Source organism: Pseudomonas sp. AL10, assembly GCF_029960685.1.
Lineage (GTDB): Bacteria > Pseudomonadota > Gammaproteobacteria > Pseudomonadales > Pseudomonadaceae > Aquipseudomonas > Aquipseudomonas lactis.
In genome coordinates this window covers 53,316-67,503 of sequence record NZ_JASBQZ010000014.1, presented here as the reverse complement: position 1 = coordinate 67,503, position 14,188 = coordinate 53,316, and the positions used below count along the sequence as shown (strand labels likewise).

Sequence of the window (14,188 nt, the reverse complement as noted above, 5' to 3'; positions counted from 1 at the left end):
AAGCCTCGCCTATAGCTTGTGACTTGCCCCCAGCTTTGGTCGGCTGAGGGTGTGGGTGTAGTGGGTGTCACCGGCGGGCACTGCGTCGACCGCTTTTTTCAAATCGCGTTGTCAGTGCCGAAGTCCGAGTCACTTAATAAAATCCCTTGATGTAAGTGGCTGACGCTGACCCACATCAAGGGACGCCCGCAAAAAATTCGCTACAACGATACTGGGGCTGACCACGCCCCGGTTGTCTGCCTGATGACCCAATAAAAACGATTGCAGACCTGCGCCGAGGGGACCGCCCCAGGCCGGGTTATTAAAGGAATAGTGCGATGATTTTTCCCCTGTTACGTCTTTGCCTTGTGGGGGGGATGCTGTGTCTGTCTCCTCCCCTGCACGCCAACGAAGCTCCCCCCTCGCTGATCGAACAGGGTAAGTACGTTGCCCAACTGGGCGACTGCATCGCCTGTCACACCGCCAAACAAGGCGCGCCAATGGCCGGCGGGCTAGAGCTGAGCACTCCGATGGGCACGATTTATTCGAGCAACATCACCCCTGACCGCGACACTGGCATCGGCGAGTACACATTCGAGCAGTTCGACCGGTTGATGCGTGAAGGCGTGACGCCGGCCGGGCAGAACGTGTACCCGGCGATGCCCTATCCGTCGTACGCGAAGATGAGCGAAGGCGATATGCGCGCCTTGTTCACCTACCTGATGCAGGGCGTGGAAGCGGTGAACAAACCCAATCTGGAAGCGGAGATGGGCTTCCCGTTCAACCAACGTTGGGGCCTGGCGTTGTGGAATTTCGTGTTTCTCGACAAGCAGCCGTTCGTGCCTGACGCGACGAAGGATGAAGTGCTTAACCGTGGCGCCTACCTGGTCCAGGGGCTTGGCCACTGCGGCTCCTGCCACACCCCGCGCGGCATTGCCTTCCAGGAAAAAGCCATGAGCGATACGGGCCGCAGCGGCCAGCATTATCTGGCCGGGGAGACTGTCGAACACTGGCGCGCGTTAAGCCTGCGCAACCTGTGGACAGTGGAAGACACCGTGCAATTGCTCAAGACCGGGCAGAACCGCTTTGCCACGGTCTCGGGCAACATGGCCGATGTGATTCATCACAGTACCCAACATTTCACTGACGCTGACTTGAGGGCCATCGCGACCTATTTGAAATCCCTGCCGCCGGGCAAGGATGATCTGCCGATGCCTGCCGTGGCGCACGAACCTGTTGCGCCGCCCAAGGACCTGTTCACCAGCCGGGGTGGCCTGGGCTACATGCAGTTTTGCAGTGACTGCCACCGCAGCGACGGCGGCGGGGTGAAAGGGCTGTTTCCGCAGTTGGCCGGCAACCCGGGCGTGGTATCCAACAACCCGACTTCACTGCTGCACATCACCCTCACGGGTTGGGAGACCGCTGAAACGGCGACTCATCCACGGGTCTACACCATGCCCGGGTTTGCCCGGTTGGCGGATCAGGAAATCGCTGAAATCCTCAGCTTTGTGCGCAGCAGCTGGGGCAACGAAGGCACGCCCATCAGCGCTGCCCAAGTGAAGAAAATGCGCGGCCAGCTCAACCCGGTCACCACCGATTCGTCAGCGTTCGAAACCCCGCGCCTGGCTGAGTTACTGGCCGCGCCGAATGCCGATCAAGTGGTGCGTGGCATGCGCCTGCACCTGCAGACCAAGGAGCTGCTGCCGAACAACGTTGGCAATGCCTTGAACTGCACCAGTTGCCATCTCAACGCCGGCACCGTGGCGGACGGTTCGCCGTTTGTGGGTATCTCGGCGTTTTTCCCGAGCTATGCGCCACGGGCCGGCAAGGTGGTGAGCCTGGAGGAGCGGATCAACGGCTGCTTCCGTCGCTCGATGAATGGCAAGCCACTGCCGCCGGAATCGGCGGATATGCAGGCGATGGTGGCGTACTTCGACTGGATGAAAAACAACACTAAGCCGGAAGATAGAGTGGCAGGGCGCGGGGTGGGCAAGGTCGACACGGCGATCAAGCCTGATCTGAACAATGGCAAGCCGGTTTATGCCAAGCAATGTGCGGTGTGCCATGGCGACAATGGCCAAGGTTTAACGCGAGCGGACGGCGAACTGGTGTACCCACCGTTGTGGGGCGAACAGTCGTTCAATATTGGGGCGGGGATGGCGCGCGCATACACGGCCGCGGCGTTTGTTAAACGCAACATGCCGATCGGGTTCCACGAGAAATTTCCATTGGGGCAGGGAGGGTTGTCTGACCAAGAGGCGGTGGATGTAGCGGCGTACTTTACCCAGCAGCCAAGGCCGGATTTCCCAGACAAACAGAAGGATTGGCCGAAGGGTGGTAAGCCTGTGGATGCGCGGTATTAACCCCGGCCTCCCAAAGCGGGCAATGTAAATAAGGGAGCAGCGATCTTGGTAAGTGTTATATAAACTTCACCAAGATCGCTAGACAAACTCCCACAGAGTCACCCCTAGCCATGGCCCACAATAGATTAAGTAGCTGAATGAGGTTACTTGATCTCGCCATGGTTTTTCTAACGTAGACGAATATTTTCCGACTACATCAGATCATGCCAACCACTCCCCCCCTCAAACCATCTTCTGCAGTTTTGTTTGGCAGATCATTTCACGCGGGCAGGTATATAATCGTCGGTACAAATCAACAAATTACTGACATTGCAATCGTAAAGCGCATAGTTAAAAATGCATAGTGTGATGTTGTCCTTCGTTTTCATCGCCCCTATCTTCTGCCCCCCCAAAAAAACACTCTTTCAACGTTGGCGCTGTGGGCACGCATCTGCGGTATGCAATTGAAGCTGCTGACTGGTACATTGCACAAGGCTTTGCTTACCCACGGCGCCGCGGCTAGCGCTAATCCGGCTAGTTGATACCTTGCCCCAGTATCACACCATTAACAGACTCTCCATATAAATTTACACCGTCACCTTCGTGATACTTTTTTCGGGTCTTTTCAATGGATCCATCGACCAGACGAGGATCCTGAGGCCGCTCATGACTATTGATGTATGCAGCCACATGCCAAGCTTCCTCATCCGTCAGAGAGCCGCCCTTACCTAGAGGCATATTTTGCTTGATAAAACCGGCCGCAGTATTGATGCGGTGCATCCCAGCCCCCCAGTTGTAAGAGTCCCGTCCCCAAAGCGGCGGAAATACGAACGTTCCCAAGGACTTCTGGCCCTGTCCCTCCACTCCATGGCAGATTGAACATTGTTCAACATATATCTGTTTCCCCTTAGCCAGATCAAAGCCTTTTTCAGGTGCGGAGATAACAGGATAGAGGCGCCCTGGAAGGTTCTCGCCCACCGGCGCCTTGGTCGCCAGCCAATAGGCATAGGTGCCGAGCGCTTTCATTACATGACTATCACTGGAGGGAGCCTTGCCGTTCATGCTGAATTCGAAGCAACCCTGCATCCGTTCGGTAAACGTATTCACTTTGTTATTCTTTTTTCGATAGGCGGGGTACATGCCATAAGCTCCCCACAGAGGGGCAGATTCCGCCTTACGACCTTGATCGAGGTGACAATTACTGCAGTTAAGACCATTGCCAACATATTCAGCAGCATTTTTTTGAGTATTGACAAAAATATCACGGCCCTCCCTTACCAGCACCCCGAAGGCATTGTCTGGTAGGTCCATTTCTTGCGGCGGGGTAAATACAGAAGGCGAAACCGCATCAACCGCCACGATGGCGTGGTTTTGAGCATTCGCATCACGTTGTGGTCCGACCGAATCCTTGATCGTCGAAGCCATGTCGCGTTCTTCATACAACGTTTTCGCAACCAGAAGTGGCACAGCTATGGCAATAGTGAGCAGTATTTTCGCTGGAAATTTCATTGCTTAACCTCACTGCCCAAACTGGCCAAATAGACTGACAAATCTTGAACTTCGGTGTCGCTCAACGAACGTGCGATATGGCTCATTAGTTCATTTGGGTCATTCTCTCGCGTTCCACTGCGCCAAGCATTTAGCTGCGCCGCGATGTAGGCACTGGACTGGCCAACAAGCGGGGGAAAGCTTTCTCCCACGCCAGTGTTACTCACCCCGTGACAAGCCACACATGCAGGAATATTGCGACTCCAGTCTCCTTGCTTCACCAGTTTTTCAGCGACACTGCCCAGACTACCTGTGGAATTCAACCCGACACTCGGAGCATCGACAACTAATGCATTTAAGTAGCGGGCAACAGCCTCACCTTCAGTATTTTTAAGCGCCAATGCGATGGGTTGCATCACGGCATTGGCCCGCTTTCCAGAGCGAAAATCTTCAAGTTGCTTGGCCAAATAACCCTGCGGCAAGCCCGCAAGACGAGGAAATCCTGCGCTGTTGTTGCCCATCCCATTGGTAGAATGACAGGTAGCGCAAGCCACTGCTGCAGGTGACTCGCCTCCTTGAGTGTAGATTTTCTGACCTAGGGACTCGGCGTTTGCTCCGGTCGCCAGCACAACTACGCAGGCACTAATGCTGGTCTTGAGACAGAATTTTGTTGAAAGACTCACGATTTTTTGACTCCTTTTTTATTGGCTCATTCACAGTGCGATCCAACTATTTGTGCCCTAGGTGAAAGAGCTAAATAGCGACATACCGCGCTGTTATGATTTTTGTGAATATACTTATGCCAAAAAAAAATATTGTCAATTTGTTCCCTGACCACTTTGAGGGTCGAGTCCCTCCTCCCATCCCGGTACTTGGAAGCGTCGCGCGGCCCCGTCAGATCTGAAATCGCACGAGGAACCTCAGTGCGCATATCTGCAACATCCGCTTCCCACTATTGCAGCGGCTCATATCAGTGATCGCTTGTGCTGCGCCTCTACTACCCGTAATTCCATGGAGACAAGTGCGCGCAGAGTCGAGCCGAATCTTCCACTCGCTCAGACGGGCAATCGCCAAAGCGAGTGCTCGCGATTCTGGATCGTCTTCACTGCGGTCCGCTCCAACGAGCCAAAGCTGCGGGTCCGGAACCTGCCCCGTACTAGGGCATGGATATCATTGGCGCCTGCACAATAATCTGCGCAGCTTCACTTTGAAGGTCCTCAAGCACTGCATCACAGTGGTCACCGGCGTGTCCGGTTCAGGACATTCCTCGTTGGTGTTCGACATGATCGCGACTGAATCCCAACGCCAGCTCAACGAAAGCTACAGCCGCAAGCCCGTTGAACACCTAGACGCGGTGCTTACTCATCAACCCGTTGCCCCGCGATGCAACTGGGCGGCTACATCGCGGGAATGCTTAACGATGGCCTTCAGGTCCGGCCTGGCACGACACTACTATTCAAAATCAAATTAAACCCAACCAGATCCGTCACCTTCTCACTGAGCGCCCATGCAACAAAACTACCGCCTTCCAGCACGCTCAATAACGCCCTTGCCAGCGCCTCGGGATCTAGTTCTGCTTTGATGACGTTTAACGACTGCCCGAGCGCCAAATTGTTTTTTAACCAAGCAAGGTGCACTTCAAAAAATTGTCGGGTCAATTGTTTAAGGGCCTCCGGCAGTACCGACAGCTCAGCGGCAAGTGCGCCACACAGCGGTAATGCGCCACTGTTGGAGCTGTCAATGAAAAACTCAGAAAAATTTTTCAAGCGCGCCAGCACATCAGCGCTGTCTTCGTTAATTAATGTCAGCTTTTTTTTAAACCTAAAAAGATAACTCTCGATGACCGCGGCCCCCAAATGTTCTTTAGTTGGAAAATGATGATGAATACTGGCTTTTTTAATACCAACTTCATCGGCTAAATCGGCATAGCTGAATGCTGCATAGCCTTTTGTTCGTAACAATAACTCGGCAGTAACTAAAAGATCAGTTCGTGTGCTCATGGCGCTTACCTATATTTATTAGTGCGATAATACTCACTGCGCCGGCGCACTGGTTCAACTCATCACGATAAGAGGCCACCACGACTTCGGCCTCTTATCGTTCATTTCTTATACGCCTGCTTGATTAGGATGAGCATTGACATCTAATGATTCGTTTGTTCTGGAGCGGACCACCTTCCACCATCCCAACGACAGCGCGATCGCCACCAAGGGAATAGACAAGACAGTATAAGTCCCGTTTGGATAATCGAGTCCCAACAGCACCAACACCACACCGAGGAAAATAAGCGTCAGCCATGACGTAAATGGCGCGCCAGGCATTTTAAAAGTCACCATTTCTACCTCCCCTCTTTTAACTGCTCGACGGTAGTTTATTTGTGACAAAACAATAAACGCCCACGTCGACAATATCCCCAGCGACACCAAGTTCAATAACAACTCGAAGAGTTGAGCAGGCATGAGAAAGTTCAACCCCACTCCAATGACGTTAATGACCATGGTGACCAGAATCCCCATATAAGGAACGCCCTGGGTGCTCATGCGTTTGAACATTTTCGGCGCAGACCCGCCCATGGCCAATGATCGCAACACCCGCCCTGTTGCATACAAACCGGAGTTTAGGCTTGAGAGCGCGGCAGTCATCACGACAATGTTCATGACGGAACCGATGCCAGGAATGCCGAGCGCCTCGAAAAAGGTGACAAAGGGGCTGACGTTAGCGCTGTAGGCAGTCCACGGCAAAACGGTCACCAGCAAAAATACCGAGCCCACGTAAAACAGGCCGATACGCCAGATCACGCCATTGATCGCCTTAGGAATTACGCGCCGTGCATCCGCCGTCTCACCTGCAGCGGTACCCACCAGTTCGATGCTCGCATACGCAAATATCACGCCTTGCACGATGATAATTGCCGGCAATAGCCCATGGGGGAATATCCCGCCATTCTCGGTAATCAAGTGCAAGCCTGGGATAGTGCCTCCCACCGCATGGCCGGTGGCAAAGAAAAACGAACCTATAACCAGGAAGACACTGATCGCCGCAACCTTTATGACCGCAAACCAGAATTCCATTTCGCCGAACCATTTCACTCCGACCATATTCATCACGGTCACCACACCCAGGGCACTCAATGCAAACACCCACTGTGGAACGTCAGAAAATATACTCCAGTACTTCATGTAAATAGCGATGGCAGTTATATCAACGACGCCCGTTAATGCCCACACCAGAAAATACATCCATCCCGCCACGAAAGAAGCGCCTTCTCCCATGAACTCTCGAGTGTATGAGACAAAACTGCCACAACTCGGGCGGTGCATTACCAACTCGCCCAAGGCTCGCAAGATGAAGAACGCAAAGATGCCACAGACCAAATAAACAACGGCCAGCGACGGACCAGCAATTTGTAGCCTGGCCCCTGCGCCCAAGAACAAACCGGTGCCAATAGCACCGCCCAATGCCATCATCTGTACATGGCGTTTTTTCAAATTTTTTGAGTAGCCACTTTCGTGGGCGTCCAGCCAATCTGCCCGGTTCGCGGGCCTGCCTTTGAAACCACGGTCTTTTGGAAAGGTATTATTTTTTTTCATAATCCACCCGAGCGATTAATGTGCTTTTTTTATTTATCGAAACGCCTACTTTTTGTGTACCTTAAAAAGTTCAGATAAACGTTCCTCATCATCACTTTGTCAGGCGCCATGCCTCTCCCGCACGCCTCTTGTATAACTCCGACTCTCGCCTGGCCAAACAACCACTAGAAACGCCGGACAACAAAAAAACTACCATCCACATGATAGCCATGCAATAAATATTTAACATGTGCGACCATGTTATTGTTTTTTATGGCGAAAAATAATTTGCCAACCAAATGGTAGACATTTAAATATCGTGTGAATTACTCTGATATCGTCGCCTTAGCCGCGACCAGCCCCCCCCACTAGGACAAACATTGGACGGTCGTATGAAGCCTTATAAAAACGTACAAACGCTGCTCGCCCACGCATCAATCGAGCCCGACCAGCATCATGGTTTCGTGAACACGCCGGTTTATCGAGGTTCGACCGTCGTATTTCCTACCTGCGAGGACATGCGTGAAGGCCGTCAGAAATATATCTACGGCCGATGGAACAACCCCTCGACGCAGGCGCTGACCCAGGCCCTGACCCAACTTGAAGGTGCGCAAGGCACTGTGCTTTGCCCTTCAGGTCTCAACGCATGTACGACAGCCATATTGTCTGTGGTCGGTACGGGGGATCACCTGCTGGTTGCCGACAATGTGTATTCGCCGATAAGGGCTTTTGCCGATGACGTGGGGCGGCGCCTTGGCATCGAAGTATCGTTCTACGACCCGACGATCGGCTCCGAGATCGCGGCGCTCATCAAACCTAACACCAAGGCCATTTACCTCGAGTCGCCTGGGTCCTTGACCCTGGAAATACAGGACATCCCCGCCATCGCCAAGGTCGCCCATGCACATGACGTATTGGTGATCGCAGACAACACCTGGGGTACCCCGCTCTACCATCCTGCGCTGGAACTGGGTGTGGATCTTTCGATCATGGCCGCCACAAAGTACATCGTCGGCCACTCTGACGCGGTGCTGGGAACGGTCTCGGCCTCAGAGAGAGCCTGGGACCGCCTGAAAAAATACCACTTCAATATGGGCTTGTTCGTCAGCCCTGACGACGTGTCACTGGCGCTTCGCGGCATGCGAACCCTGGATGTAAGACTTGAACGACATTACAAAAACGCGATGATCGTGGCCCGCTGGCTGGAAAGCCATGGCGACGTTACGGCGGTTTACTACCCGGCCCTCGAATCCCACCCTCAGCATGAACTATGGAAAAGAGATTTCAAGGGCGCCTCCGGACTGTTGTCTTTTCTGACCAAGCCCGCGACCCAAGCAGCGGCCGATGCACTGCTGGACAACTTGTCGCTGTTTTCAATCGGTTACTCGTGGGGCGGCTATGAAAGCCTGGCGATGCTTACAGACCCTAAAGCAGTCAGAAGCGCGACAACCTGGGAGCATGATGGCCATCTTGTGCGACTGCACATTGGCCTGGAAGACCCGGAAGACCTTATCGCCGACCTGGAACAAGGCTTTGAGCGCTTCAACAGGTTAAACAGCTGACAGGCTGCTGGTTTTTCATACACTTCTTTGGCTGCGCCTGACCAGCGCAGGCAAGGTTGCGAACAGCACTTCATACGGCACCGGAATCCGCCCGAACATCACCAGTGGACCCAACGAAAGCCCGCCCATGAGGGTGATCGCCATCCCTGCCCGCGAACAGCATCAACGGCACAGGCCGATGATGCAGGTAAACTTGGCCAAGACGATAGGCCGCAGCCTCATCACTTCGGCCTTCAGCATTGGGCTCCAGACCTGCACTGCGCGAGGCTGAACATGCGATCGAATCCAAATGGATGGGGAGTGGCTGGCTGGCTGGATCAACACCGGCCCTCTGCGCCTGGCAAGTTCGCGCGGCCCCACAAATCCACGACCAAAACAGTCGACCATAGAAGCGATCGGCGGCTGATCAATGGGCAAATTTGCAGTCGCGGCCGTTGAAGTCAGGGCACTTGCCCATAGCACTCAACTTTCGACCGAAGAAACCGCAGCGATGACAAAGCGATCCAAAGCAAGTCGATCCTCACTGTGAGTGCGATGCAACTGAGTACCGACATGGCGACAAACTCGATTGCGGTGGCGCAGGCCTGCCAGAAAGGTGTACCGCAATCGGGTCAGCATCACCGATGCTTTCGACCCAAAGTGCAGCGGGAGCCAGCCAGGCGGCCATCGCTTGCAGCGAGCTATCGAGCCTGGCGATAAACGTGAACAAACTGGTAGGCGGTTTCAAGGTTTAAACGTGCAGTGATACCAGCGGCTGCTCAAAAAACTGCGGGTTAAAACAAATCAATAACCTGCCGAAAACGCTCTCGACGGCTCAGGGCAAACGGTTAACGCTTCGGTCATGTCACTGCCTTACACTGTCTTTCAGCGCGTTTTCAGCACCTTCGATTATACGGATAGTAAATATCTTCAGAATAAACGTTGCAAGCCTACCAACTGGATGGTAGCTTGTTACCACATTCCAAGAAGCCCGCCATCCACCACCCTACTTGTTTTGTGAGAATCCTATGAAAGACTGGACCCAAACCCGCAAAGACATCAACGCTCGCCTGGTAGAACTCAACGCTCTGTCTCCAGAAACCATGAAAGGCATGGCTGCACTCGGTGCCGCCGGTGGCAAGACCAACCACCTGGACGCCAAGACCCGCGAGCTGATCTCTCTGGCCGTGGCCGTGACCACTCGTTGCGACGGTTGTATCGCTTTTCACGCTGCCGAAGCCAAGAAGCTTGGCGTTACCAGTGAAGAAGTGGCCGAAGCCTTGAGCGTGGCAATCAACATGAATGCCGGCGCCGCACTCGTCTACAGCACTCACGTGCTGGACGCGTTCGATAAGTCGTAAGTAAACGCTGACTTTCAACCTTTAACACTGTCGAGATCAATCATGACTAAGCTGTTCACCCCTTACGATCTGTCCGGTACCGCGCTGAAAAACCGCGTGGTCATGGCGCCGATGACCCGTACCCGTACCCTGAACAACATCGCGAACGCGTTCACCGCGCAGTACTACGCACAACGCGCGTCCGCTGGCTTGCTCATCACCGAAGGCCTGCCGATTTCCGACGAGGCCCGTGGCTACCTGTACACCCCCGGGATTTATACCGAGGAACACCTGGCAGGCTGGCGCCCAGTAACTGACGCAGTGCATGCCAAGGGCGGGAAAATTTTCGCGCAACTGTGGCACGTTGGCCGCATGTCGCACATTTCGGTACATGGCATCGTTCCGGTTTCTTCGGGTACTCAGCCGGCGGTCGATACCACCGTGTACGCCTGGTCCACACCGGACCAAACCGGCCCGGTACAACCCAGCGTGCCGCGTGCGTTGGAAACCAACGAAGTGAAACGTGTCATCGCTGACTTTGTGAAATCCGCACGCATCGCGATGGATGCCGGTTTCGACGGGATCGAAATCATGGCAGCTAATGGCTTTCTGTTCGATCAGTTCCTCAGCAGCGCTTTGAACACCCGTACCGACCAGTACGGCGGTTCAATTGCCAATCGCCAGCGATTCCTGTTGGAAACCATTGACGCGATCGCTGCCGAAATTGGCGGCTCGAAAATTGGCGTACGTTTCTCCCCGTTTGGTCGCTTGTACGACTTCGGCGTCTACGAAGGCGAAGAAGAAACCTGGATGAGCATGGCGGCCGCGCTGAATGAACGCGAACTAGCGTTCGTTCACCTGAACTACCAGCCGACCATCGTCGCCGCGCAAACGCCACCGGGTTTCGGTGCCGCATTCCGTGAAGCGTATAAAGGTACCTTAATGGCCGCCGGCGGTTTTACCCAAACGCTCGCCGAGTCTGAATTGGCCAAGGGTGAGCTCGACCTGATCGCCTTCGGCACCGCCTACATTGCTAACCCGGATCTGGTAGAGCGGATGCAAAACGGCTGGCCATTGGCTGAACCTGATCGCGCGACGTTCTACGCTGTCGGCGATCAAGTAGCCAAAGGCTACACGGACTACCCTGAGTATGCTGCAGCCAACGCTTGATGGCTCATTGCATCACTTTTTTTCACCACAACCGTTAAGGAGCAGACCATGCCACTCGTTACCATCAAAGGTATTGAAGGCGTTTTTACCGACCAGCAAAAAGCTGAAGTCATTCAGAAAGTGACGGACGCCATGGTATCCGTAGAAGGTGAAAGCATGCGCGGCATCACCTGGGTCATCTTTGAGGAAGTCAAGAGCGGCGATTGGGGCATTGGCGGCAAACCCATTACAGCTGAAGAAGTACTGAAACTGCAAAAAGGCCAGTAAGGGGTCTCATCCCTTAATGAACGACTCCCGGGTCGTTGGGCGTTATCACGCCCAACGACCCGGGAGTTTTTGCGTTCTATATGAACACTGATTTATCGTGGAATATTCAATGATTCTGATCATTTATGCTCACCCGTACCCGGACAAATCCACGGTAAACGCGGCCATGCTCAAGCAGGCAGCCACTCATCCTGATGTCGTCATCCGCTCCCTCTACGCGCTTTATCCCGACTTCAACATCGACGTCGAGGCCGAACAGCGGGCGGTTGAAAAGGCTGACCTGGTAGTGCTGCAACATCCAATGTACTGGTACAGCTACCCTCCCCTGATGAAATTGTGGATCGATAATGTATTCACCCATGGCTGGGCCTACGGCAAACACGCCCATGCGCTTAAAGACAAACCTCTGTTGTGGGCAGTTACGACCGGCGGCGACGAGGATCACTTCGGCATCGGTGCCCATCCCGGTTTTTCTGTACTGGCTCAGCCACTGCAAGCTACGGCTATCTATTGCCATATGCGCTGGCTGGAGCCTGTGGTTTTCCATGGTGCGTATACCGCGGACCCAACTGCCCTGCACACACACCTCGAGCACTACAGCGCACGCCTGACCGCTGGCAAGGAAGATTGATATGGAAACTCACAGCCTGATTGAAATGCTCATTTACCTGGGTGCGGCGGCATTGATAGTACCGATTGCCGTGCGACTGGGGCTGGGCCCTGTGCTCGGCTACCTGATTGCCGGCTGCCTGATCGGCCCATGGGGGCTGAAGCTGGTAACGGATGTGAAGTCCATTTTGGAGTTTGCCGAAATCGGCGTCGTACTGATGCTTTTCATCATCGGCCTGGAACTTGATCCGAAACGGCTCTGGGCTATGCGCCGAATGGTATTCGGCGGCGGCGCCTTGCAAATGCTGGTCTGTGGCGCGGCGATTGCGGTGTTTTGCGTCGCATTGGGCTTGAACTGGACGGCAGCGCTGTTGGTCGGCTTGACGCTGAGCCTGTCGTCGACCGCAATCGCCATGCAAGCCATGAACGAACGCAACATGACCTCGACCGCCGTGGGCCGTAGCAGTTTTGCCGTGCTGCTGTTCCAGGACATCGCGGCCATTCCGCTGGTGGCAATGATTCCACTGCTGGCGGCACATGGTGGCACGCCATCGGGTGCAGAACTGGCGATATCGGTCGCCAAAATCGTCGGGGCGATCGGCGCGGTCGTCGTGTTAGGCCAGTACGTTTCCCGCCCGGTGTTGCGCTTCGTGGCGCGCTCCGGATTGCGCGAAATCTTCAGCGCCGTGGCGCTGTTTCTGGTGTTCGGGTTCGGCTTTCTGCTGGAAGAAGCCGGTTTGTCGATGGCCATGGGCGCCTTTCTTGCCGGCGTGCTGTTGGCCAGCTCCGAATACCGGCACGCCCTGGAAAGCGACATCGAGCCGTTCAAGGGACTACTGCTCGGCTTGTTCTTTATCGGCGTAGGTATGTCGATCGACTTCGGCACGCTGATCAATGCACCGCTGATGGTCTTGACCCTGACTCTGGGCTTTATAATGATCAAGCTGCTGGTGATCAAACTGCTCGGGCGCTTCCTGAATGTTCCCGCTGACCAGCGCTCCTGGCAGGCGGTGTTTCTCGGCCAGGGCAGTGAATTTGCGTTCGTCGTGTTTGGCGCTGCAACGGTGGCGGGAATTCTGGTCGACCCGTGGGGGAAAAGCCTGACACTAGCTGTAGCCTTGTCCATGTGTGTCACGCCGTTGCTGATTCTGCTGCTTAACCGCCAGGAATCCTCCGGCAAACAGGCCGATGGGGACGCCGACACGATCGACCAGAAAAATCCGCGGGTGATCATCGCCGGCTTCGGGCGATTCGGCCAGGTCGCCGGTCGCTTGCTGATGTCTTGCGGCTTTGAGGTAGTGGTGCTGGATCACGACCCCGACCATATCGAGACGCTGCGCAAATTCGGCGTCAAGGTGTTTTACGGGGATGCTACTCGTCTGGATTTATTACATGCCGCCGGCGCTGACCAGGCGGTGGTGCTGATCAACGCCATCGACGATCAGGCCGACAACTTGAGACTGACCCAACTGGCCCAGGAGCACTTCCCTGACTTGAGGTTGGTGGTGCGCGCGCGCGACATGGGCCACATCATTACCTTGCGCCAGATGGGCATCGAGGCGGTTGAGCGGGAAACCTTCGAAAGTGCGCTGTCCTTGGGACGCAGGGCGCTGGAGTACCTGGGCATTGGGCGATACGAAGCCCGCGAGCGAGCGGATCGATTCCGTCGGCTGAATCTTGAGATGCTTGAGGAAATGGCTGCACAACCGGTGGAGGATACCGAATACAAGTACGACGCCTACAAACGGGCCAACGCACTGTTGACGGAAATCTTCAACGAAGACCGCGCGCATCCCATCGTTAACTGGATCGGCGCCAATCCACACCCAAGCGATGAACAGGACCGCAAGGCAGATCAACCATAGCCCTGAGGGACAGCCGGG

Annotated in this window: 11 protein-coding genes; 7 read left to right on the top strand and 4 right to left on the bottom strand. The window is 54.7% G+C overall.

Annotated features, from left to right (window positions below):
- Positions 1–317: 317 nt before the first annotated feature.
- On the top strand, positions 318–2,342 hold the full coding sequence (locus tag QK296_RS15460; RefSeq protein WP_069787669.1) for a c-type cytochrome: 2,025 nt from the start codon (positions 318–320) through the stop codon (positions 2,340–2,342).
- 513 nt (positions 2,343–2,855) lie between these two features.
- Here QK296_RS15460 and QK296_RS15455 read toward each other — a convergent pair.
- From QK296_RS15455 to QK296_RS15440, 4 genes are all read right to left on the bottom strand, one after another.
- Positions 2,856–3,830 (bottom strand): c-type cytochrome, encoded by a 975-nt coding sequence (locus QK296_RS15455; RefSeq protein ID WP_069787670.1) that lies wholly within the window; start codon positions 3,828–3,830, stop codon positions 2,856–2,858.
- Entirely contained in the window at positions 3,827–4,492 is a 666-nt protein-coding gene (locus QK296_RS15450; RefSeq protein WP_074854418.1) for a c-type cytochrome, read from the bottom strand. The genes QK296_RS15455 and QK296_RS15450 overlap by 4 nt, the downstream gene beginning before the upstream one ends.
- Before the next feature lie 744 nt (positions 4,493–5,236).
- Entirely contained in the window at positions 5,237–5,809 is a 573-nt protein-coding gene (locus QK296_RS15445; RefSeq protein ID WP_069787671.1) for a TetR/AcrR family transcriptional regulator, read from the bottom strand.
- Between the two features lie 108 nt (positions 5,810–5,917).
- Positions 5,918–7,399: an amino acid permease gene (locus tag QK296_RS15440; RefSeq protein WP_069787672.1), complete on the bottom strand. Its 1,482-nt coding sequence runs from the start codon at positions 7,397–7,399 to the stop codon at positions 5,918–5,920.
- Positions 7,400–7,770: 371 nt separating this feature from the next.
- On the opposite strand from QK296_RS15440, the gene metC reads away from it, so the two are divergent.
- The 6 genes from metC (at position 7,771) to kefC (ending at position 14,170) form a co-directional block, all read left to right on the top strand.
- Positions 7,771–8,940, top strand: a complete 1,170-nt coding sequence (gene metC, locus QK296_RS15435; RefSeq protein ID WP_069787673.1) for a cystathionine beta-lyase — start codon at positions 7,771–7,773, stop codon at positions 8,938–8,940.
- 1,007 nt (positions 8,941–9,947) lie between these two features.
- Positions 9,948–10,280, top strand: a complete 333-nt coding sequence (locus QK296_RS15430; RefSeq protein WP_069787674.1) for a carboxymuconolactone decarboxylase family protein — start codon at positions 9,948–9,950, stop codon at positions 10,278–10,280.
- Positions 10,281–10,322: 42 nt separating this feature from the next.
- Positions 10,323–11,429, top strand: coding sequence for an alkene reductase (locus QK296_RS15425; protein ID WP_069787675.1), 1,107 nt, complete (start codon positions 10,323–10,325; stop codon positions 11,427–11,429).
- A 48-nt stretch (positions 11,430–11,477) separates the two neighbouring features.
- The gene (locus tag QK296_RS15420) at positions 11,478–11,696 is read left to right on the top strand and encodes a 4-oxalocrotonate tautomerase family protein (RefSeq protein ID WP_069787676.1); all 219 of its coding nucleotides are present in this window, start codon (positions 11,478–11,480) and stop codon (positions 11,694–11,696) included.
- A gap of 109 nt (positions 11,697–11,805) precedes the next feature.
- Entirely contained in the window at positions 11,806–12,327 is a 522-nt protein-coding gene (gene kefF, locus QK296_RS15415) for a glutathione-regulated potassium-efflux system oxidoreductase KefF (RefSeq protein ID WP_069787677.1), read from the top strand.
- 1 nt (position 12,328) lies between these two features.
- The gene (gene kefC / locus QK296_RS15410; RefSeq protein ID WP_154847270.1) at positions 12,329–14,170 is read left to right on the top strand and encodes a glutathione-regulated potassium-efflux system protein KefC; all 1,842 of its coding nucleotides are present in this window, start codon (positions 12,329–12,331) and stop codon (positions 14,168–14,170) included.
- Positions 14,171–14,188 lie beyond the last annotated feature (18 nt).